This window comes from Pseudomonadales bacterium, assembly GCA_024234165.1.
In the GTDB taxonomy this organism is placed as follows: Bacteria; Pseudomonadota; Gammaproteobacteria; order Pseudomonadales; family UBA5518; genus UBA5518.
Map to the genome: position 1 here is coordinate 25,689 of JACKOP010000005.1, position 21,225 is coordinate 46,913.

At 63.8% G+C, this 21,225-nt stretch carries 26 protein-coding genes; 6 read left to right on the top strand and 20 right to left on the bottom strand.

The genetic code is table 11. The features are described from left to right. Genes H7A12_15035 through bfr form a run of 3 tightly spaced genes read left to right on the top strand, consistent with a single transcriptional unit; the run spans position 1 to position 2,555 of the window. Positions 1 to 966 carry a hypothetical protein gene (locus tag H7A12_15035; protein ID MCP5322106.1) on the top strand — a complete coding sequence of 322 codons (966 nt, stop codon included), beginning with the start codon at positions 1 to 3 and terminating at the stop codon, positions 964 to 966. A 60-nt stretch (positions 967 to 1,026) separates the two neighbouring features. Beyond that, positions 1,027 to 2,079: an alcohol dehydrogenase catalytic domain-containing protein gene (locus H7A12_15040; GenBank protein MCP5322107.1), complete on the top strand. Its 1,053-nt coding sequence runs from the start codon at positions 1,027 to 1,029 to the stop codon at positions 2,077 to 2,079. Positions 2,080 to 2,090: 11 nt separating this feature from the next. Continuing rightward, positions 2,091 to 2,555, top strand: coding sequence for a bacterioferritin (gene bfr, locus H7A12_15045; protein ID MCP5322108.1), 465 nt, complete (start codon positions 2,091 to 2,093; stop codon positions 2,553 to 2,555). A 52-nt stretch (positions 2,556 to 2,607) separates the two neighbouring features. Here bfr and H7A12_15050 read toward each other — a convergent pair whose 3' ends face one another. The 4 genes from H7A12_15050 to H7A12_15065 form a co-directional block, all read right to left on the bottom strand. After that, on the bottom strand, positions 2,608 to 4,818 hold the full coding sequence (locus tag H7A12_15050; protein MCP5322109.1) for a TonB-dependent receptor: 2,211 nt from the start codon (positions 4,816 to 4,818) through the stop codon (positions 2,608 to 2,610). A gap of 3 nt (positions 4,819 to 4,821) precedes the next feature. After that, complete coding sequence (locus H7A12_15055; protein ID MCP5322110.1) at positions 4,822 to 4,971, bottom strand: hypothetical protein; 150 nt, start codon at positions 4,969 to 4,971, stop codon at positions 4,822 to 4,824. A 176-nt stretch (positions 4,972 to 5,147) separates the two neighbouring features. After that, positions 5,148 to 6,002, bottom strand: coding sequence for a glutathione-dependent disulfide-bond oxidoreductase (gene yghU / locus H7A12_15060; GenBank protein ID MCP5322111.1), 855 nt, complete (start codon positions 6,000 to 6,002; stop codon positions 5,148 to 5,150). Positions 6,003 to 6,109: 107 nt separating this feature from the next. Continuing rightward, positions 6,110 to 7,321: an MFS transporter gene (locus H7A12_15065; GenBank protein MCP5322112.1), complete on the bottom strand. Its 1,212-nt coding sequence runs from the start codon at positions 7,319 to 7,321 to the stop codon at positions 6,110 to 6,112. Positions 7,322 to 7,485: 164 nt separating this feature from the next. Between H7A12_15065 and H7A12_15070 the strand changes: the two genes are divergently transcribed. Next, entirely contained in the window at positions 7,486 to 7,746 is a 261-nt protein-coding gene (locus tag H7A12_15070; GenBank protein ID MCP5322113.1) for a hypothetical protein, read from the top strand. A 21-nt stretch (positions 7,747 to 7,767) separates the two neighbouring features. Here H7A12_15070 and H7A12_15075 read toward each other — a convergent pair whose 3' ends face one another. Next, entirely contained in the window at positions 7,768 to 9,126 is a 1,359-nt protein-coding gene (locus tag H7A12_15075; GenBank protein ID MCP5322114.1) for a phosphomannomutase, read from the bottom strand. A gap of 94 nt (positions 9,127 to 9,220) precedes the next feature. Here H7A12_15075 and uvrA point away from each other — a divergent pair, with 94 nt between their 5' ends. Continuing rightward, complete coding sequence (gene uvrA, locus H7A12_15080; protein ID MCP5322115.1) at positions 9,221 to 12,091, top strand: excinuclease ABC subunit UvrA; 2,871 nt, start codon at positions 9,221 to 9,223, stop codon at positions 12,089 to 12,091. Then, a complete protein-coding gene (gene galE / locus H7A12_15085; protein MCP5322116.1) occupies positions 12,088 to 13,095 on the top strand; it encodes a UDP-glucose 4-epimerase GalE in 1,008 nt (335 codons plus the stop codon). The genes uvrA and galE overlap by 4 nt, the downstream gene beginning before the upstream one ends. Before the next feature lie 267 nt (positions 13,096 to 13,362). On the opposite strand, the gene rplQ is transcribed toward galE, so the two are convergent. The 15 genes from rplQ to rplE all read right to left on the bottom strand — a co-directional run bounded on the left by rplQ (position 13,363) and on the right by rplE (position 21,224). Beyond that, positions 13,363 to 13,752, bottom strand: coding sequence for a 50S ribosomal protein L17 (gene rplQ / locus H7A12_15090; protein ID MCP5322117.1), 390 nt, complete (start codon positions 13,750 to 13,752; stop codon positions 13,363 to 13,365). 38 nt (positions 13,753 to 13,790) lie between these two features. Beyond that, positions 13,791 to 14,792, bottom strand: coding sequence for a DNA-directed RNA polymerase subunit alpha (gene rpoA / locus H7A12_15095; protein MCP5322118.1), 1,002 nt, complete (start codon positions 14,790 to 14,792; stop codon positions 13,791 to 13,793). A gap of 34 nt (positions 14,793 to 14,826) precedes the next feature. After that, positions 14,827 to 15,447, bottom strand: coding sequence for a 30S ribosomal protein S4 (rpsD, locus tag H7A12_15100; GenBank protein ID MCP5322119.1), 621 nt, complete (start codon positions 15,445 to 15,447; stop codon positions 14,827 to 14,829). 24 nt (positions 15,448 to 15,471) lie between these two features. Continuing rightward, a complete protein-coding gene (gene rpsK / locus H7A12_15105) occupies positions 15,472 to 15,867 on the bottom strand; it encodes a 30S ribosomal protein S11 (GenBank protein MCP5322120.1) in 396 nt (131 codons plus the stop codon). Positions 15,868 to 15,921: 54 nt separating this feature from the next. Continuing rightward, on the bottom strand, positions 15,922 to 16,278 hold the full coding sequence (gene rpsM / locus H7A12_15110) for a 30S ribosomal protein S13 (protein MCP5322121.1): 357 nt from the start codon (positions 16,276 to 16,278) through the stop codon (positions 15,922 to 15,924). 113 nt (positions 16,279 to 16,391) lie between these two features. Beyond that, positions 16,392 to 16,508, bottom strand: a complete 117-nt coding sequence (gene rpmJ / locus H7A12_15115) for a 50S ribosomal protein L36 (GenBank protein ID MCP5322122.1) — start codon at positions 16,506 to 16,508, stop codon at positions 16,392 to 16,394. 24 nt (positions 16,509 to 16,532) lie between these two features. Beyond that, on the bottom strand, positions 16,533 to 17,852 hold the full coding sequence (gene secY / locus H7A12_15120) for a preprotein translocase subunit SecY (GenBank protein MCP5322123.1): 1,320 nt from the start codon (positions 17,850 to 17,852) through the stop codon (positions 16,533 to 16,535). Then, the gene (gene rplO / locus H7A12_15125) at positions 17,852 to 18,286 is read right to left on the bottom strand and encodes a 50S ribosomal protein L15 (protein ID MCP5322124.1); all 435 of its coding nucleotides are present in this window, start codon (positions 18,284 to 18,286) and stop codon (positions 17,852 to 17,854) included. The genes secY and rplO overlap by 1 nt, the downstream gene beginning before the upstream one ends. Positions 18,287 to 18,302: 16 nt before the next feature. Beyond that, positions 18,303 to 18,494, bottom strand: a complete 192-nt coding sequence (gene rpmD, locus H7A12_15130; protein ID MCP5322125.1) for a 50S ribosomal protein L30 — start codon at positions 18,492 to 18,494, stop codon at positions 18,303 to 18,305. A 17-nt stretch (positions 18,495 to 18,511) separates the two neighbouring features. Continuing rightward, the gene (rpsE, locus tag H7A12_15135) at positions 18,512 to 19,021 is read right to left on the bottom strand and encodes a 30S ribosomal protein S5 (protein MCP5322126.1); all 510 of its coding nucleotides are present in this window, start codon (positions 19,019 to 19,021) and stop codon (positions 18,512 to 18,514) included. Between the two features lie 9 nt (positions 19,022 to 19,030). After that, positions 19,031 to 19,381, bottom strand: a complete 351-nt coding sequence (gene rplR / locus H7A12_15140; protein MCP5322127.1) for a 50S ribosomal protein L18 — start codon at positions 19,379 to 19,381, stop codon at positions 19,031 to 19,033. A gap of 10 nt (positions 19,382 to 19,391) precedes the next feature. After that, complete coding sequence (rplF, locus tag H7A12_15145) at positions 19,392 to 19,925, bottom strand: 50S ribosomal protein L6 (GenBank protein MCP5322128.1); 534 nt, start codon at positions 19,923 to 19,925, stop codon at positions 19,392 to 19,394. Between the two features lie 29 nt (positions 19,926 to 19,954). Next, positions 19,955 to 20,350, bottom strand: a complete 396-nt coding sequence (gene rpsH / locus H7A12_15150; protein MCP5322129.1) for a 30S ribosomal protein S8 — start codon at positions 20,348 to 20,350, stop codon at positions 19,955 to 19,957. A gap of 22 nt (positions 20,351 to 20,372) precedes the next feature. Beyond that, complete coding sequence (rpsN, locus tag H7A12_15155) at positions 20,373 to 20,678, bottom strand: 30S ribosomal protein S14 (protein MCP5322130.1); 306 nt, start codon at positions 20,676 to 20,678, stop codon at positions 20,373 to 20,375. Positions 20,679 to 20,684: 6 nt separating this feature from the next. Beyond that, complete coding sequence (gene rplE, locus H7A12_15160) at positions 20,685 to 21,224, bottom strand: 50S ribosomal protein L5 (GenBank protein MCP5322131.1); 540 nt, start codon at positions 21,222 to 21,224, stop codon at positions 20,685 to 20,687. Position 21,225 lies beyond the last annotated feature (1 nt).

A 21,225-nucleotide genomic window follows, 5' to 3' on the forward strand; every position in this document is an offset into this window, starting at 1 on the left:
ATGGCCGGTTTCACATTCAATGTCAGCGATATCGCGGCGATGATGAACGCGAAGGACCTGGTGACGAAGAAAATGGTCCAGCTTGTGAAGGACCATCCGAAGGTCTGCTACATCAACTCGGATGGCACCGGCAAGTCGGGTCCGGTGCGCGAGCTGTACGACCAGTACCCGAACCGCGTCCTCGACGTCGGCATCGCCGAGATGAACCTGGTCACGATGGCAGCCGGACTCGCACGCAGGGGCTACATCCCGTTCGGCCAGACGTTCGGCCCGTTCCTGTGCATACGCGCACTCGACCAGATCCACAACGACCTCGCGTACAACGACCTGCCCGTGCGCCTGATCGGCACCCATGGCGGCTTGTCGTCCGGTTATGGCCCCACGCACAACACCATCGTCGAATTCGGGGTCATGAATGCGATTCCCAACATGACGATGATCGCGCCCAGCGATGCCGACCAGTGCGTCAGGATGCTGGAAGCGTCGCTGACGTGGCCCGGCCCGATCTACATCCGGATTCCGCGCGGCGAGGAGCCGGCTGTCTACAACGCCGATTACGATTACGTGATCGGCAAGGCGGTCGAAGTGAAGGAAGGCGATGACGTCACGATCATCGCGACCGGCACCGGCGTCTACAACAGCCTGCGCGCGGCCCTGGCACTGCAGGAGGACGGTCTCAGTGTCGGCGTGCTCGACATGCACACGATCAAGCCGATCGACAGGGAGGCGATCCTGACCGCAGCCCGCAGGACCGGCACCATCGTCACCGTCGAGGACCACAACATACTCGGTGGTCTGGGCAGCATCGTGGCCGACGTACTGATGGAGGCCGGGGTGCCCGCCAGGCTGAAGAAGATCGGCATTCCCGACAAGTTCATCAGTTTCGGCTACCCCGAGGAAATCTATCCGCATTACGGTTTCGATAGCCCGGGCATTGCAAAAACAGTACGCGCGTTCTGCTCCTGATCCACGCTCAGGAGTCCAGCAAGTACGCCATACGGTCCCGGTTGTTGCAGGAGAAGGCTTGTGAAGCAACTGTTCATCACGTCGTTGCGTGACTTCGAAAAACAGACCATGGGCACCGTCGAGGCAAGGGAAGTGCCCCTGCCCGAGCCTGCCGCTGACGAGGTGCGGGTCAAGGTTGTCTACGCGTCGATCTGCGGTTCGGATGCCCATACCCTGACGGGCGACCTCGGCGAGTTTGCCGAAGGCGCGCAGGCGATGTTGCCGATGCCGTTCGGCCACGAGCTGTCCGGAATCATCGACAAGGTCGGGCCCAGGGCCGAGGCTTACGGCTACCACGTTGGCGACAGGGTCATCGTGAACTATGCCAGGTATTGCTACGCCTGCGACCAGTGCCGCAGCGGCCGTGAAAACTTCTGCGTGAACCTGCAGTTCTGCATGAACGGCTTTGCCGAATACGCGTGCTACCACGTGACGCAGGTATTCAGGCTGCCCGAGCAACAGGACCTGCTGAGCGCCTGCCTGATCGAACCGTTGACGATCGCTCTCGCCGTGGCCGAGCAGGCGAAGTTCTCGTGGGGAAAATCGGTGGCGATCATGGGCGCCGGTGGTATCGGTCTGATGCTGGTCCAGTTGGCCCGTCTGTCCGGCGCCTCGAACATCACCGTGTTCGATCTGGTGGAAGAAAAGCGCGCCCTGGCACTGCAGCTTGGCGCCGACCACGCCTTCGATCCACGCGAGGCAGGCGTACTCGACAAGACCTTTGCCGCTGCCGGTGGGAAGTTCAACTGCGTGGTGGAAGGCACCGGCGCAATGTCTGCGGCCGCAATGACGCTCGATCTGCTCGCGCGTGACGGCGACTGCGTTTACTTTGCGATGTACGGCAAGGATCCCATCCTGCCGGTCAACGTGCACAGCCAGTTCTACTGGGACCAGAAACACCTGCACGGCATGCTGATGGGAGCCGGCCTGTTCCCGAAGGCAATCCGGCTCGCACGCCGCGTCGACCTCAGGACGCTGATCCAGCGCGTGCACCCGCTCAGCAGCCATCAGCAGGCGATCGAGGACCTGTACTCGAAGAAGTACGTCAAGGTCGTGATCAAGATGGACGAATGAGGATCGGCACCATGCGCGGCAACGAGGCGATCATCGCGTACCTGAACCGCTATCTCGCATTCGAGCTGACCGGCATCAAGCAGTATCTGCTCCATTCGCGCAGTGCAGCAGACCAGGGCTTCAGCCGCCTGGCTGAAGTGCAACTGGAGTACAGCAGGGAAGAGGCCACACACGCTGCCCGCATCATGGACCGCATCCTGTTTCTGGAAGGGGTGCCGACGCTTGTCGACATGCATCCGGTCGAGCTCGGGCAGGACGCGCTGCAACAGCTCGGGCACGACCAGCGCCTCGTCACCGAAGCGATTGCGCTGCTGCGCGAGGGAATTGCCGCCTGCGAACAGGTGGCCGACTTCGTCAGCCGTGATTTCCTGCGCGAAATGCTCGACGACGAGGAACGGCACTCGCACTGGATCGCGACCCAACTGGATCTGGCTGCGAAGATCGGCCGCCAGAACTACCTGCAATCACAGGTCTGAAGGCCGTGCTCCGCGTATCCGGAAGACACGCGAAGCACGCCTGCTCAACCCCTTACCACTTGTAGGCTGCCGAGAACATGTAGGTACGCGGCTGCTGCCAGTTGGCCGTACGATACATGCCGAAGTCGATGCCGTAACTCTCCTTGTCCTCGTCGGTCAGGTTGCGCACGAAGAAGGCGAAGTCCATGCTGCCTTCGCCCATCGGCACATCCGACAACTGCAGCCGCAGGTTGAGGTTTTCCGTACGCGGCATCGAATCCATATCCTTGGAATAGCTGCCACCGGCATTCGGCGCGGACAGGCTCTTGTTGACTGCATACAGGTACAGCTTGTCGGTGAAACTGTAGTCGAGCAGCAGTCCAAGCTCGCCGAAGCTCAGGTGAGCCAGCGTGCCTTCGAGTTGCAGGCTGAAGGTGTTCTCGGGCGCGAGCGGTGCCAGACGGTTCGATGCCGTATCGATGACTGGCCGACCCGCTATGTTCAGCGCATTGTCCATGTACTTGTCGAACTTCGTATCCAGGTAGCCGTAATTGCCCGCGATACGCCAGTCGTCGGTGATCTGCAGCGCAAACTCGATCTCGGCGCCCTTGTAGATCGCAATGCCCGCGTTGGTGAGCTGCGACTGCGTGGTGGCCGGAATCAGGCGGGTGAACTGCATGTCCGACACCTTGTTGTGGAACAGCGCAACGTTCAACCTCGCGCGTCCATCCCACCACAGCGACTTGATGCCCACTTCCTTCGATACCGAGGTCTGCGGCTTGTACGGTATGGTCACCTCGGGGGCGGCGACCTCCGAGCTGAAGCCACCACTCTTGAAACCCTTGGCGATGCGGACGTAGAGATTGATGTCATCGGTCGGTGCCCAGGCGAGAGCGGCCATCGGCGTGGTGTCGCTGAAGCTCTTGCCGTAGCTGGTATGGCAAAGCAGACCCGGCGTGGAAGCACAGGGAGCGGCCGTGTTGATGGGGCCGCCAAAGCTGGCGGTCTGGAGGCGCTCGGTCCAGCCTTCGCGTTTTTCCCATGTATAGCGGTAGCCCAGAGTCGCGGTCCAGGCGTCGTTGAAGTGCCAGTCGACCTGGCCGAACGCCGCCCACGCATCGGTCTTCGCCGCGTAGTTCGATTGCTGCGTCGGCAGGCCGAACAGCGACATCAACTGGTTGCCGTGGGTCACCCCGTCGTCCGTGAACGAGTACAGCCCTGCCACCCAGTTCACGCTGTCGCGACTGGCGATCCACTGCAGTTCGTGCGAGGTCTGCTCGTAGTCCGTCCGGCGATCGTAGGTGACCATCATGCCCCAGGGGAAGGAATACGCGGCCGGCACCATGGGCACGATGATCGAGGCGAGCGGTGTGCCCGAGATGTTCTGGTTGTCGCCGAAGTCCATGGTGCGGTAGGCGCCGATGTACTTGATCTGGTCGTCCGGGGTCGCGTCGAATTCGAGGGTCAAGGCGTGCGAACGACCACGCGCAGTCTCGTACGGCGCCTCCTGGCCAGGTGCCACAGCGGTCGAGATATGGCTCGGGCGCTTGTTCGTCACGAACGGCAGCGCTGCGTTCTCGATGGCCGTGCCGAGCGGAACACCGGGGCGATTGAACATGCTGGGGAAACTCCCACCCCACCCCACCACGGACGCCAGCGTGGTAGGCACCGGCGCCTGGTCGAGGTTCGAGTAGTCGAAGTCGTAGACGGCAACCAGGTCATCGGCAATATCGAGCTTCAGCGAAGCGCGGAATGCCTCCTTGTCGGCATCGCCGAAATCCGGGCCGGTCCGGTTCTTTGCCCAGCCGTCTGCAACCTCCTTGCGCGCGGCGAAGCTGGCCGAGGCAACGCCCCACTGCGGCAGGTCCATCTGGACACGGCCGATACGACGGTTGTAGTTGCCAAGCTCGAGCTTCGCGTTGCCGCTGAATTCACCGGACGGGCGACGCGTGACGAAGTTGATCGCGCCTCCCTCGGTGTTGCGACCGAACAGCGTGCCCTGCGGACCGCGCAGCACCTCGACGCGCTCGAGATCGATCACATCGAACACGTTGCCCTGGGACTTGCCCAGATAGACGCCGTTCAGATACAGCCCAACCGGCGCGTCGAACCAGATCGCCGGCTGTCCGTTGGTACTGCCGCGAATCGAGACGGTAGAGATCGTCTGCACACCGGCGTTGGGACGAAACATCACGTTCGGCGCGATGGCGTTCAGATCCCCGAGGCTCTGGATATTGCGCATCTCCAGTTCCGCACCCGATACCGCCGAAATCGCCAGCGGCACTTCCTACAGGTTTTCCTCGCGCTTCTGCGCGGTGACGATGATCTCCTCGAGCGCAACGCGATCCTGCGCATGAACCGGCGCCTGCGACGTGGCTGCCATCAGCGTACCGATGGCCAGACACAGGGCCTTGACCGCATGATGCTGTCTCTTCATGGTTTTTTCTCCGTGTTGTGTCGCCTGGCAGTACCGGTCGACCGGACTCCAAGCGTAGTCCAGAGCGTCCCACCGGCTGGCCGATCACCGGTTTCTACGTAATTTGTGCACACAACCGCCACGGAATCGCGCTCACCCGGGACACACGGCACGGGCGCAAAAACCACCGCGCTTCGTCAACTGCTGATTTCAATACGCTCGAAATCACTGGCGTCGTGGCGCTCGGCCAACTGGCTCGACGGTTCGCCCCATACATTGTTGACCCGCCGGCCTCGCTTCACGGCCGGACGCTCGGCGATCTCGTGCGCCCAGCGCAGCACATGGGTGTAGGTGTGCGTTTCGAGAAACTCGCCGGCGTCGTAGACCTTGCCCATGACGACCGCGCCGTACCACGGCCAGATCGCCATGTCGGCGATCGTGTATTCGGCGCCGGCAATATACGGTCGGCTCGCAAGCTCGCGATTCAGCACGTCGAGCTGGCGCTTCACTTCCATCGTGTAGCGGTTGATCGGGTATTCGTACTTTTCCGGCGCATACGTGTAGAAATGTCCGAACCCACCGCCGAGGATCGGGGTACTCGCCATCTGCCAGAACAGCCAGTTCAGACACTCGGTGCGCCCGCGCACGTCACGCGGCACGAAGGCAGCGAACTTGTCGGCCAGATACAGCAGGATCGATCCGGATTCGAACACACGCAGCGGCGGATCCATGCTGCGGTCGAGCAGCGCCGGGATCTTCGAGTTCGGATTGACCGCGACGAAACCGCTGCCGAACTGCTCGCCATCGATGCGAATCAGCCACGCATCGTATTCGGCACCGCTGAATCCCGCCGCCAGCAGTTCCTCGAGCAGGATCGTGACCTTGACACCGTTCGGCGTACCGAGCGAATACAGTTGCAACGGGTGCCTGCCGACCGGCAGTTCCTTCTCATGCGTGGGTCCGGCGATCGGACGGTTGATGTTCGCGAACCTGCCGCCGGTAGCACCGGTTTCCCACTTCCAGACCCTGGGTGGGGTGTAGTTGCTGCTCATCTCTGGACTCTCCTCGGTTCAGGTCATCTCGCATTCGGATTCACGCCAGCAGGTCAACAGCACGGGCAAGCGCAATCCGCCACGACCGTACCCGTGCGCAGCCCGGATCATCCGTCCCGGCCGACCTGCGGCAAGCCTGCACGCGCACGCCAGACGATGGCCAGCCCCGCAGCAGCCATCAGCGCTGCCACGTAAAACGGCGACGGCCGCGATACGTGATCGTAGATGTAACCGCCCATCAACGGCCCGATGATCCGCGCCAGCGCCGCTATCGACTGGTTGACGCCGAGCACCTCGCCCTGCTCGTGCGCAGGGGTCAACAGACTGATGCTGCCCGAGACCGCCGGATTGATGAAGCCGTTGCCCAACGCGAGCGCAGTCATCGCCAACGCAAGCAGCCAGATCCACGGACTCAGCCCGACGAAGAGCATGCCGCAGATGAAGAAAAGAAAACCGATGATGAGCATGCGACGCTCGCCGTGGCTGGGCAGGTACTTGCGCACCAGATAGCCCTGCGTGAACGCGATACAGATTCCCACGTACGCAAACCCGTAACTCGACTGCCGCACACCCCAGCCAAAACGGTCCTGCATGTAGAGAAACAGCGAAGCCTCCATGTTGGCCATCGCGAGGCCGATCGCGAACTGCGCAAACAGCAGCGAACCGACGACAGGCCGTTGCATTTTCTCCGCGATGCTCCTGAGGCGCGAGCCACGCGGGCGCTGGCGGCGGCTCTGCTCGCTCAGCGACTCGTCCAGCACGAACACCGCCAGGGTGAAATTCAGCAGGCTCAGGAAGGCCGCAGCCAAGGCCGGAAAGTTCTCGCCGAAATGCGCGAGCAGTCCGGCGATCGCCGGACCGAGCACGAAACCGAGACCGAAGGCCGCACCGATCAACCCCATGTTCCGGGATCGGTCCTGCGCCGGCGTGATATCCGCGATATACGCCATCGCCGTCGAGATGTTGGCGCTGAAGGCGCCGGCCAGCAGGCGCGCCGCGAACAGCAGCCACAGGTGGTCGGCAAAATAGAACAGGGTGTGTGCGATCGCCGTCCCGGCGATGCTGACCAGCAGCACCGGACGGCGACCGACGCGGTCGCTGATCCCGCCCCAGAACGGCGAGAACAGAAACTGCATGCCCGAGTAGACGGCCATCAACAAGCCGACTTCGAAGGCCGAGGCGCCAAACTCGCGCGCGAGGTAGGGACTCAGCGGGATGATGATCCCGAAGCCAACGAGGTCGAGAAAGACCGTGAAAAAGATCACGGCCAGCGGGTGCCTGTTCACGCGCGTGCGCGTGGTACCCGTTTGCGTCGACATGGTTCGAGGGGAATCTCCGGTTCGTTGCGCATGGCATCGTAGCAACCGTCTGCGCGGCCTGTCACGGTACGAAATACCGGGCATGTGATTGGGAAAACTCGCATGGCTTGCGCGACAGCGCACGCGCAATAGTCGTCGCAAGCCATGCAGGCAGGAACCCGGCCATGGACGGCTACTTCATCGTCATTCTCTCCGACCCCGATGCGCAGGTACTGCGCACGCGGCTGACGCGCGATCCGGGACTACATCCCGGAACACACGCGTGCGAACCCGCCACCGAACACCTGTTGTATTTCGAGCTGTGCAACGACGCCGAGACGGCATGCCGGCGCGAACGACAGTTGCGCCACTGGAACCGTGCGCGCAGGGCGCACCTGATCAGCACGATGAACCCGCTGTGGCGTGACCTGAGAAGCCTCTGGTAGCTGCGACGGACGCCGAGGCGCCTATGCGCCACGAACCAGCGCCAGCAGTTCGTCACGCCGGGCCTCCATCAGCGCCACATCCCCGCGCGATTCCACGTTCAGGCGCACCACCGGCTCGGTGTTCGACATGCGCACATTGAAGCGCCAGTCCGGGAACTCCATGCTGAGCCCGTCGATGTGGTCGACGACCGTGGCGGTGGACCGGTAACGGGCCTCGATGCCGGCGAGCAATGCGGCCGGGTCACTGACACGGCTGTTGATCTCGCCGCTGCACGGGAAACGCGCGGCACGCTCGGCGATCAGCGCCGACAAGGGCTTGCCGCTGGCACAGACCAGCCCGGCCACCAGCAGCCACGGGATCATGCCCGAATCGCAGTACGCGAAATCGCGAAAGTAGTGGTGTGCACTCATTTCCCCACCGTAGATCGCGTTCTCGGCGCGCATGCGCTCCTTGATGAACGCGTGCCCGGTCTTGGTGCAGACCGGCACTCCGCCCAGACCCTGCACGATATCGATCGTGTTCCACGTCAGGCGCGGGTCGTGCACGATCCGCTCGCCGGGATGGCTCCTCAGGAATGCCTCCGCGAGCAGGCCGACGATGTAATACCCCTCGATGAAACCACCCTTCTCGTCGAACAGGAAGCAGCGGTCGAAGTCACCGTCCCAGGCAACGCCGAAGTCAGCCCCGTGCGCAATGACCGCCTCGATCGTCGATGCGCGGTTTTCCTCGAGCAGCGGGTTCGGTACGCCGTGCGGAAAATTGCCGTCTGCCTCGTGATGTACCTTGACGAAGCGCAGCGGCAGGTGCGGCTCCAGCGCGTCGATGACCGCGCCGGCACCGCCGTTGCCCGCGTTGACCACGACCTTCAGCGGCTTCAGCAGCGCGCGGTCGATGTAGCCAAGCAGGTGCTCGACGTAGCGCGCGCGCACATCGACACGGCGCAGCGAGCCACGCGCGCCGACCGGCGCAAACGCATTGCGTTGCGCCTGGTCCCTGATCTCGAGCAAGCCGGAGTCGCTGCTGATCGGACGCGATCCCTCGCGCACGAACTTCATCCCGTTGTAGTCCTTCGGATTGTGGCTGGCCGTGACGACGATGCCGCCGTCGACACGCTGGTCGAAGGTCGCGAAGTAGATCTCTTCGGTGCCACACTGCCCGATGTCGAGCACGTCGACCCCGGAATCACGCAACCCCTCGACCAGCGCCGAGCAGATCTCGGCACTGCTCAGGCGGATATCGTGCCCCACCATCACGCTGCGCGGCTGCACCACCGCGGCATAGGCGCGACCGATGCGGTAAGCGATCCCGGGATTCAATTCGTCCGGGATGCGCCCGCGCACATCGTAGGCCTTGAAACAGTCCAGTCCGGCGTTCTCCATGCGTACTCCCTCTTCGTTCCGTCATCCGGGTGCAGGCGCTCGTGCCCGCTGCGAGCGCGTATACTCGCCCATTTGCCGATCCGTACACGCTCCCATGGCCATGATACAGGTGCGCGGCGCGCGCACCCACAACCTGAAGAACGTCGATCTCGACATTCCGCGCGACCGCCTCGTCGTGGTCACCGGCCTGTCGGGTTCGGGCAAGTCCTCGCTCGCCTTCGACACCCTCTACGCCGAGGGGCAGCGGCGCTACGTCGAATCACTGTCCACGTACGCGCGGCAGTTCCTGTCGGTCATGGAAAAGCCCGACGTCGACCATATCGAAGGGCTTTCACCGGCGATCTCGATCGAGCAGAAATCGACCTCGCACAACCCGCGCTCGACCGTGGGCACGATCACCGAGATCCACGATTACCTGCGCCTGCTGTTCGCCCGCGCCGGTGAGCCGCGCTGCCCGGAGCACGGTCTGCCGCTCAGCGCACAGACCGTGAGCCAGATGGTCGATGCGGTACTCGCGTTGCCTGAAGGGGCGCGCCGCATGCTGCTTGCCCCGGTGGTGCGCGAGCGCAAGGGCGAGCACGTACAGACGCTCGAGCAGTTGCGCGGCAGCGGTTTCGTGCGTGCGCGCATCGACGGCCGCGTGACCGAGCTCGACGATGTACCCCCGCTGGACAAGGCACGCAAGCACACGATCGAGGTGGTGGTCGACCGCTTTCGCGTGCGTTCGGATATTGCCCAGCGGCTTGCCGAATCGTTCGAGACCGCACTCGCGCTTGCCGACGGACTGGCCATCGTCGCCCCGATGGACGAACCCGGCGAGGAGCAACTGTTCTGCGCGCGCTTCGCCTGCCCGCACTGCGGTCACAGCATCGCAGCACTCGAACCACGCCTGTTCTCGTTCAACAACCCGGCCGGGGCGTGCCCGGGCTGCGACGGACTCGGCCAGCAGCAGTTCTTCGACATCGAACGCATCGTGCAGAACCCGGGCGCGAGCCTCGCACACGGCGCGATCCGGGGCTGGGACCGGCGCAACGCCTACTATTTCCATATGCTGCAGTCGCTGGCGCGTCATTACGGCTTCAGTACCGACGTGGCGTTCAGCGAGCTCACACCAAGTCAGCGCAAGGCGGTGCTCTACGGCAGCGGCGACGAGGTGATCCGCTTCGACTACGCGAACGAGCGCGGCGACATCGTGCAGCGCACGCACCGCTTCGAGGGCATCGTGCCGAACATGGAGCGCCGCTACCGCGAGACCGACTCGGCGCTGGTGCGCGAGGAACTGGCGAAGTTCATCGGCACGCGTCGCTGTGCCGTCTGTGACGGCAGCCGGCTGCGCATCGAGGCACGCCACGTGTTCATCGACGACCGCTCGCTGCCGGATCTGTCGATGCTGCCGGTGGGAGCAGCGCACCGGTACTTCGGCTCGCTCACTCTCGGCGGACGCCGCGGCCAGATTGCGGAGCGAATCCTGCGCGAGCTCGACAGCCGGCTCGGCTTCCTGGTCAACGTCGGGCTCGACTACCTGACGCTCGATCGCAGCGCCGAGACCTTGTCCGGCGGGGAAGCGCAACGGATCCGGCTCGCGAGCCAGATCGGTGCGGGTCTGGTCGGCGTGATGTACATTCTCGACGAACCCTCGATAGGCCTGCACCAGCGCGACAACGCGCGCCTGCTCGCCACACTGACGCACTTGCGCGACATCGGCAATACGGTGATCGTGGTAGAGCACGACGAGGACGCGATTCGTTGCGCCGATCACCTGATCGACATCGGACCCGGAGCCGGGGCGCACGGCGGCGAAATCATTGCCAGCGGCACCGTCGCCGACATCATCGCGGAACCGCGCTCGATCACCGGCGATTACCTCGCCGGACGGCGGCGCATCGCACTGCCATCACGGCGCACACCGTGCGACCCGCACCGCCAGCTCGTGCTGAGCGGCGCCGCCGGCAACAACCTGAAGCAGGTGAATGCCGTGTTTCCGGTCGGGCTTCTGGTCTGCGTGACCGGTGTCTCCGGCTCGGGCAAATCCACGCTGGTCAACAACACGCTGTATCCGCTCGCAGCGACCGCGCTGAACGGGGCGAGCACGCTGGGCGCTGCGACACACACCGCGATCAGCGGGCTGGAGCACTTCGACAAGTGCATCGATATCGACCAGAGCCCGATCGGGCGCACGCCGCGCTCCAACCCGGCGACCTATACCGGGCTGTTCACACCGATCCGCGAGCTGTTCGCGGCGACTGCCGAGGCGCGCTCGCGTGGTTACGGACCAGGACGCTTCAGCTTCAACGTCAAGGGCGGGCGCTGCGAAGCCTGTCACGGCGACGGCGTGACGCGTGTCGAAATGCACTTCCTGCCCGACATCTACGTCCCCTGCGACGTCTGCAAGGGCCAGCGCTACGACCGCGAGACGCTGGACGTGCAGTACAAGGGCCGCAACATCCACGCAGTGCTCGAGATGACGATCGAGGAGGCGCTGGCCTTCTTCGCTGCAGTGCCGGTGATCGCGCGCAAGCTGGAGACGCTGGTCGAGGTCGGCCTGTCGTACATCCGGCTCGGACAGGCAGCAACCACGCTTTCAGGCGGCGAAGCCCAACGGGTGAAGCTCGCGCGCGAGCTGTCGAAACGCGATACCGGCAGGACGCTGTACATCCTCGACGAGCCGACCACGGGCCTGCATTTCCACGATGTACAGCAGTTGTTGAACGTGCTGCACCGCCTGCGTGACCATGGCAACACCGTGATCGTGATCGAACACAACCTCGACGTGATCAAGACCGCAGACTGGGTCATCGACCTGGGACCCGAAGGCGGCGACGGCGGCGGCACCATCGTCAGCGAAGGCACGCCGGAGCAGCTCGCAGCCGATCCGCGCTCGCACACCGGTCGCTTTCTGGCGCCTCTGCTGGCTCGCGAGGTCATGACGGATACCACTCGAAGCATACGGACGAAGCACGCATGAAAATTCTGGTCACCGGCGGCGCCGGCTACATCGGCAGCCATACCTGTGTCGAACTGCTGCAGGCAGGACACGACATCGTCGTGCTCGACAACCTCGTCAACAGCAGCGAGACGGCACTGCGGCGGGTGCGCTCCATCACCGGACGCGATTTCGCCTTCGTGCGTGCCGATCTGCGCGATGCGCCAGCACTGCGCGAGCTGTTCGCCCGCCATGCATTGGACGCCGTGATCCACTTTGCCGGACTGAAGGCCGTCGGCGAATCGGTACTGAAGCCGCTGATCTACTACGACAACAACATCGCCGGCACGCTACGCCTGCTCGAGTGCATGGGCGAGGCCGGCGTGCGCCGCCTCGTGTTCAGCTCATCGGCCACGGTCTATGGTGACCCGGTCGCGGTGCCGATCCGCGAGGACTTTGCGCTCTCGGCCAACAACCCCTACGGACGCACCAAGCTGTTCATCGAGGAGATGCTGCGTGACCAGCAGTGCGCAGATCCCGCCTGGGACATCACACTGCTGCGTTACTTCAACCCGGTCGGAGCACACGCGAGCGGTCTGATCGGAGAGGATCCAGCCGGAATCCCGAACAACCTGATGCCGTATGTGGCCCAGGTCGCAGTCGGCAAGCTCGAGTGCCTCAGCGTCTGGGGCAACGATTACCCCACCTCCGACGGCACCGGGGTGCGCGACTACATCCACGTGGTCGACCTCGCGCTGGGGCACCTGGCTGCACTGACGCGCCCGCCGCAGGCCGGAGTGCGCGCCTTCAACCTGGGCACCGGCAGAGGCTATTCGGTACTGGAGATGATCGCGGCCTTCGAACGCGCCTGTGACCGGCGCATCAACTACCGCATCGCGCCACGGCGTCCGGGCGACGTCGCCAGTTGTTATGCGGATCCGGCGCTGGCGAAGCGCGAACTGGGATGGGAAGCAAGCCGCGACGTCGACGCGATGTGTCGCGATACCTGGAACTGGCAGTCACGCAACCCAAGAGGTTACGTGTAGGGGCGCGCGGCGCGCGCCCGTATCTCTCGCGCGGCGCGCGCCCGTATCTCTCGCGCGGCGCGCGCCCGTATCTCTCGCGCGGCGCGCGCCCGTATCTCGCGCGGCGCGCATCCACGAGGAGGGCGTGCGCGGCACGCACGAGGAGGGCGTGCGCGGCACGAAGGGCGTGCGCGGCACGCCCCCTACAACCACACAACGAGCGAATGTACGGGCGTGCCGCGCACGCCCATTTCGCGCACAGCGCACGGCCCTATTCACGCGGGTGGTTCAATCGTCGTCGTCGTTCGAGGCAATCGTCTGCGGGCGGTCTACCAGTTCGACGTAGGCCATCGGAGCCGCGTCACCGGGGCGGAAACCGCATTTCAGGATGCGGATATAGCCACCCGGGCGCTCCTTGTAGCGAGGCCCCAGCTCATTGAACAGCTTGCCGACTGCTTCCTTGCTGCCGGTACGGCTGAACGCGAGGCGCCGATTGGCGACCGAATCGCTCTTCGCCAGCGTGATCAGCGGTTCGGCAAAACGGCGCAGTTCCTTCGCTTTCGGCAGCGTCGTGCGGATCAACTCGTGCTCGACCAGCGACACGGTCATGTTGCGCCACATCGCCGTGCGGTGCGGGCTGTTGCGGTTCAGTTGACGTCCTGAGGTGCGGTGACGCATTGTCCTGGTCCTGTATCAGCGTGTTGCGCCTGCGCCACTCAGTGCGCGCGGCCTTCGTTCTTCAAGCTTGCCGGCGGCCAGCTCTCGAGGCGCAGACCCAGCGACAGCCCGCGCGATGCGAGCACGTCCTTGATCTCCGTCAGCGACTTCTTGCCAAGGTTCGGCGTCTTCAGCAACTCGACCTCGGTGCGTTGCACCAGATCCCCAATGTAGTAAATGTTTTCCGCCTTCAGGCAGTTGGCCGAACGCACCGTGAGTTCCAGATCGTCCACCGGCCGCAGCAGGATCGGATCGACCGGCTCGCTGCCCTGTCCTGCCTGGGCAACCGGCTCGCGGTCCTTCAGCTCGACGAACACCGACAACTGCTCGTGCAGGATGGTCGCGGCTCGGCGAATCGCTTCTTCCGGATCGATGGTACCGTTGGTCTCGAGATCGATCACCAGCTTGTCGAGGTCGGTGCGCTGTTCGACCCGCGTCGCTTCGACGTTGTACGCCATGCGGCGCACCGGCGTGAAGCTCGCGTCGAGCTGCAGCCGACCGATCGTGCGTGTCGCTTCTTCGTCCTGGGCGTGCGCTTCCGCCGGCACGTAGCCGCGACCACGCTCCACCTTGATCTGCATGCGCAGTGCGCCACCGGCGTTGAGGTGCGCGATCACATGATCGGGATTGCGGATCTCCACGTCGTGATCGAGCTGGATGTCGCCGGCCGTGACCACACCGGGTCCCTTGCCGTTCAACGTGAGCGTGGTGTGATCGCGCCCGTGCATCACCACCGCAAGTCCCTTCAGGTTCAGCAGGATGTCGATCACGTCCTCCTGTACACCCTCGATCGTGCTGTACTCGTGCAGCACCCCTTCGATCTCGACCTCGGTCACCGCGCATCCGGGCATCGACGAGAGCAGGATGCGACGCAGCGCATTACCCAGGGTATGTCCAAAACCACGCTCGAGCGGCTCCAGCGTAACGCGCGCACGCGTGGGGGCGACCTGCTGGACGTCGATCAGACGTGGGGTGAAAAATTCGCTGACGTTGGCTTGCATATGACACCTGCACACTGGTTCCCGGACACGGACCTTACTTCGAGTAGAGCTCCACGATCAGGTTCTCGTTGATTTCGGGAGAGAGATCGACGCGATCAGGGACCCGCTTGAAGGTGCCCTCGAGCTTGTTGGCATCGATCTCGATCCATTCGGCAGTACCGCGCTGGGCAGCCAGCGTCATCGCCGACTGGATGCGCAATTGCGCCTTGGCGCGCTCGCGCACCGAAATCACGTCCCCGGCCTTGACCTGGTAGGACGGAATGTTCAGCTTGCGCCCGTTGACCAGGATCGCACTGTGCGAGACGAGCTGGCGCGACTCGGCGCGGGTGGCGCCGAAGCCCATGCGGTAAACCACGTTGTCCAGGCGCGACTCGAGCAGGCGCAACAGGTTCTCGCCGGTGGCACCACGCTGGCGTGCTGCGTCCCTGTAATAGTTGCTGAACTGCTTTTCGAGTACGCCGTAGATCCGGCGCACCTTCTGCTTCTCGCGCAACTGCACGCCGTAGTCCGACAACCGGCCACGGCGCTGGCCATGCTGCCCGGGTGCTGTTTCGGTCTTGCACTTCGAGTCAAGCGCGCGCACACCGCTCTTCAGGAAGAGGTCCGTGCCCTCGCGGCGCGAAAGCTTGCAGGTCGGTCCGAGATATCTCGCCATTCCAGTTACCCTGATCCAGTAGATTTACACGCGACGCTTCTTTGGCGGCCGGCATCCGTTATGCGGGATCGGCGTCACGTCGGTGATGTTGGTGATCTTGTAGCCACAGGCATTCAGCGCACGCACTGCGGACTCGCGGCCCGGCCCAGGGCCCTTGACCTGCACGTCCAGGTTCCGCAGCCCGTATTCGAGGGCGATGTTGCCCGCCTTCTCTGCAGCCACCTGTGCCGCGAACGGCGTGCTCTTGCGTGAACCGCGAAAACCCGCACCGCCTGAAGTCGCCCAGCTGAGCGTATTGCCCTGGCGGTCGGTGATCGTGACGATGGTGTTGTTGAAGGACGCGTGGATATGTGCCACGCCGTCGGCCACCTGGCGGCGGACCTTCTTCTTGACAACCTTCGCTTGCGACGGCTTTGCCATGTTCTGTTCCTGTGATTCCCCGTTCGAGCCGTCTCGCCGGCCCGGATGATGCTGTTACTTGCGAATCTGGCGCCGCGGTCCCTTGCGGGTGCGCGCGTTGGTCTTGGTGCGCTGGCCACGGACCGGCAGCCCCCGGCGATGACGCAGACCGCGGTAGCAGCCCAGGTCCATCAGCCGCTTGATGCTCATGTTGACTTCGCGGCGCAGATCGCCCTCGACCGAATGGCGCGCCACGGCGCCGCGCAGTGCCTCGACCTGCTCTTCCGACAGCGAGGAAATCTTCGCGTGCTGGGCCACCCCGGTGGCTTCGCAGATCTTCTGTGCCGTGCTGCGACCGATCCCGTAGATGTAAGTCAACGCGATCACCGCGTGCTTGTGGTCGGGTATGTTGACTCCAGCGATACGAGCCATTCAGATCACTCCGTCTTCTTTCCGGTTCGGCCGGCGCATGAAAAAGCGCGGCAGTTTATTCCCGGCAGGATGCAATATCAACCGCGACGCAGCGCGCCGCGCACTATTCCCGCTCAACCCTGGCGCTGCTTGTGGCGCGGCTCGACCTTGCAGATCACGCGCACGGTGCCCTTGCGACGCACGATCTTGCAGTTGCGGCACACCTTCTTCACCGATGCCTGTACTTTCATTTCGGATCTCCTTCCCGGAACGCCTCAACGGCGGCCATAACTCTTCAGGTTCGCCTTCTTCATCAGCGACTCGTACTGGTGCGACATCAGGTGCGACTGGACCTGCGCCATGAAATCCATCACCACGACCACCACGATCAGCAACGAGGTACCACCCAGATAGAACGGTACGTTCCACAGCACCACCAGCGCCTGCGGCAACAGGCAGACGGCCGTCATGTATATGGCGCCGAACAGCGTCAGCCGGGTGAGCACTCCATCGATGAAGCTCGCGGTCTGCTCACCGGGGCGGATCCCCGGCACATAGGCCCCGGACTTCTTCAGGTTGTCCGCCACTTCCTTCGGGTTGAATACCAGCGCCGTATAGAAGAAACAGAAGAACACGATCAGCACCGTGAACAGCACGATGTTCAACGGCTGCCCCGGTCCGATCATGAACGCCACACTCTGCAGCCATTCCATGCTCTGCGCCGATTGCCCGAACCACTGCGCGATCGACGCCGGGAACAGCAGGATGCTGCTTGCGAAGATCGCCGGGATCACGCCGGACATGTTCACCTTCAGCGGCAGATGGCTCGCCTGCCCCTGCACGACGCGTCTTCCGACCTGGCGCTTCGCGTAGTTCACCGTGATCCGGCGCTGACCGCGTTCGATGCGCACGATCAGGAACACCACGCCCACCGCGATCACCAGGATGACGAGCATCACCAGTATGTTCAGTTCGCCCTGGCGCGCCTGCTCGAGCGTCTGCCCGAGCGCACTCGGCAAGCCGGCCACGATACCCGCGAAGATCAGCATCGAAATTCCGTTGCCGATGCCACGCTCGGTGATCTGCTCGCCGAGCCACATCATGAACATCGCGCCGGCGATCAGCGCTACGATCGCGACGAACACCACGCTGAAACCCGCGGAGTAGAACAGCCCCTGTGCCGCCATGCCGACCGCCATGCCGCTCGCCTGGACCGCTGCCAGCAGCAGCGTGCCGTAACGCGTGTACTGCGTGATCTTGCGTCGCCCCGCTTCACCTTCCTTCTTGAGCTGCTCGAGCTGCGGCATCACCGAGCTCATCAACTGCACGATGATCGACGCCGAGATATACGGCATCACCCCGAGCGCCATCACACTCATGCGCTCGAGCGCACCGCCCGAAAACATGTTGAACAGCCCGACGATCGTGCCCTGATTCTGGCTGAACACCGCCTTCAACTGGTTCGGATCGATGCCGGGTACCGGGATATGCGTCCCGATCCGGTAGACGATCAGGCCGAGAAACAGGAAGCGCAGGCGCGCCCAGAGCTCTCCCAACCCCGCCTGGTTCAGTCCAGCGCCCGGCAGCTTTGCCATCAGTCCTCGACCTTGCCGCCCGCGGCCTCGATCGCCGCACGCGCTCCGCGTGTGACCGCAATGCCCTTCAGATTCAGTGCCCTACCGACCGGTCCGGACAGAAACACGCGCACGCGCTCGATGTTGCGCGTGATCACGTTCGCCGCCTTCAGCGTGTCCAGATCGACGACGTCGGCTTCGACCCCGTTCAATTCCGACGTGCGCAACTGGGCCGTCACCCGCGCTATCCGCGACGTGAAGCCGTATTTCGGCAGCCGCTGCTGCAACGGCATCTGACCGCCTTCGAAACCTGGCCGGACGTTGCCGCTCTTGCGCGCCTTCTGGCCCTTGTGCCCGCGGCCGCCGGTCTTGCCGAGTCCGCTACCCATGCCGCGCCCGATGCGCTTGGGCGCATGGCGATGGCCGGGAGCCGAGGCAAGCGTGTTCAGACGCATCTTTTGGTCGCTCATCTCATGCACCTTCGATCTTCAACAGGTATTCGACCCTGTTGATCATGCCGCGAATCGCGGGCGTGTCCTCGACCTCGACCGCGTGCCCGATGCGACGCAGCCCAAGCCCCCTGACGCAGGCGCGGTGGCTCGCAAGCCTGCCCGCGGTGCTGCGCACCAGCGTCACCTTCAGTGTCCTGCCCTGATTCGTCATCACCTGTATCTCCCGTCTCAACCGACGATGTCGGCCACGGTCTTGCCGCGCTTGGCCGCGATCTCTTCCGGCGTGTGCACCGATTTCAGTGCTGCGATCGTCGCACGCACGACGTTGACCGGATTCGTCGAGCCGTAGCACTTGGCCAGTACGTTCTGGACGCCGGCGATTTCGAGTACGGCGCGCATCGCACCTCCGGCAATGACTCCGGTACCCTCGCTGGCCGGCTGCATGAACACCTTGGAGGCGCCATGACCCGCACGCACCGGATACTGGATGGTGCCGTGATTGAGCTCGACCTGGATCATGTTGCGGCGTGCCGCATCCATGGCCTTCTGGATCGCCGCCGGAACCTCGCGCGCCTTGCCACGCCCGAAGCCGACCTTGCCCTTGCCGTCACCGACGACCGTGAGTGCGGTGAACGCGAAAATGCGTCCGCCCTTCACGACCTTCGCTACGCGGTTGACCTGGACGAGCTTCTCCTGGAAGCCCTCGTTAGCACCTGAATCCTGCCGTTCGAACGCCATAGTCGTACCCTAGAATTCCAAACCGCCTGCGCGCGCACCTTCAGCCAGTGCCTTGACGCGCCCGTGATACCGGAAACCGCTGCGGTCGAAGCCGACGCGGGTGATCCCTGCCGCCAGCGCCCGCTCGGCGATCAGGCGGCCCACACTGCCTGCGGCATCGGCATTGCCGGTGGAACCGCCACGCAGATCCTTCTCCAGCGTCGACGCACTCGCCAACACCCGGTCGCCCGCGGGCGAGATGATCTGCGCATAGATGTGCTGCGGCGTGCGGTGTACGCAGAGCCGGTACACTCCCAGTTCGCGCATCTTGGCGCGGCTGCGCCGTGCTCGGCGCACTCTTGCTGCCTGCTTGTCGCTCATGTCTTTGGCCCTACTTCTTCTTCGCTTCCTTGCGAATCACGTTTTCATCCGAGTAACGCACACCCTTGCCCTTGTAGGGCTCCGGCGGACGGAACGCCCGGATCTCCGCCGCCACACGCCCCAGCAACTGCTTGTCGGCGCTTTTCAGCACGATCTCCGTCTGCGTCGGCGTCTCCGCCGTGACGCCAGTCGGCAACTGGTACTCGACCGGGTGCGAGAAACCAAGCGTCAGGCTCAACGTCTCGCCCTTGGCCGCGGCGCGATAGCCGACACCGATCAGTTGCAGCCGACGCTCGAAACCCGTCGACACGCCGGTAACCATATTGCCGACGAGTACGCGCGTGGTACCGGTCAGCGAATCGGCAGTCATATCCGCGCTGCGCGGCGTGAAGGTGAGCAGGTCGTCCTGCCTCTCGACCCGTACCGATTCGTGCACGGTCAACTGGAGGGAGCCCTTGCTCCCCTTGACCACCACCGCGTTCCCGCTCAGCGTCACTTCGACGCCTGCCGGCAGGACTACGGGTTTCTTGGCAACTCTGGACATGGTTCTTACCCGTCGATCAGTTCGTCACATCAGAACACGGTGCAAAGGATTTCGCCGCCGATGCCGGCCGCGCGTGCGGCACGGTCGCTCATCACGCCCTTGCTCGTCGAGATGATTGCGATACCCAACCCTGCGCGCACCTTCGGCAACGCATCCTTGCCGGCGTAGCGACGCAGGCTGGAACGGCTGACGCGATCGATCTCGGCGATCACCGGCTTGCCCTCGTGGTACTTCAGCGCCACTTCGAGAACCGGCTTGCCTTCTTCCGCGGCAACCTTGAAGCCGGCGATGTAGCCCTCGTCGCGCAGCACGCGCGCAATCGCAAGCTTCAGCGACGACGATGGCATCTTCACCGTTGCCTTCGCCCTGGCCTGGGCATTGCGGATGCGGGTCAGCATGTCCGCGATCGGATCCTGCATGCTCATATCGATTCCACCTCGCGTGGTACTACCAGCTCGACTTGACCAGCCCGGGGATATCCCCGCGCATGGCCGCCTCGCGCAGCTTGTTGCGGCCAAGCCCGAAACGGCGATACACGCCATTCGGACGACCAGTGATCTCGCAGCGGGTACGCAGACGTACCGGATTCGCGTTGCGCGGCAGCTTCTGCAACGCAACGATCGCGTCCCAGCGCTCGTCGTCACCGAGCTTCGGGTCGCGAATCCGCTCCTTCAGCTCGGCGCGCTTCTTCGCGTATTTCGCGACCACACGCTGGCGCTTCTTTTCCCGCTCGATCATTGAAGTCTTGGCCATCTGGACTCAGCCCCTGAAAGGAAAGTTGAATGCCCGCAGCAACGCGCGCGCTTCGTCGTCCGTACGTGCAGTCGTCGCGATCGCGATGTCCATCCCGCGCAACGCATCGATCTTGTCGTAGTCGATTTCCGGAAAGATGATCTGCTCGGAGATGCCCATCGAGAAGTTGCCGCGGCCATCGAAGCTCTTGGCGCTGATGCCGCGAAAATCGCGCATGCGCGGGATCGCGATGTCGATCAGACGCTCCAGAAACTCGTACATGCGCGCCTGGCGCAACGTGACCTTGCAGCCCACCGGCCAACCCTCACGGATCTTGAATCCGGCGATCGAATTGCGCGCCTTGGTCGCCACCGGCTTCTGGCCGGAAATCAGCGCCATGTCGTTCATCGCGTTGTCGAGGATCTTCTTGTCACCCACCGCCTCGCCCACGCCCATGTTCAGCGTGATCTTGGTGATGCGTGGAACTTCCATAACGCTCTTGCAGCCGAGTTCGCTCATCAGCTTCGGAACGATCTCGGTCTTGTAGAGCTCTTTGAATCTCGCCATT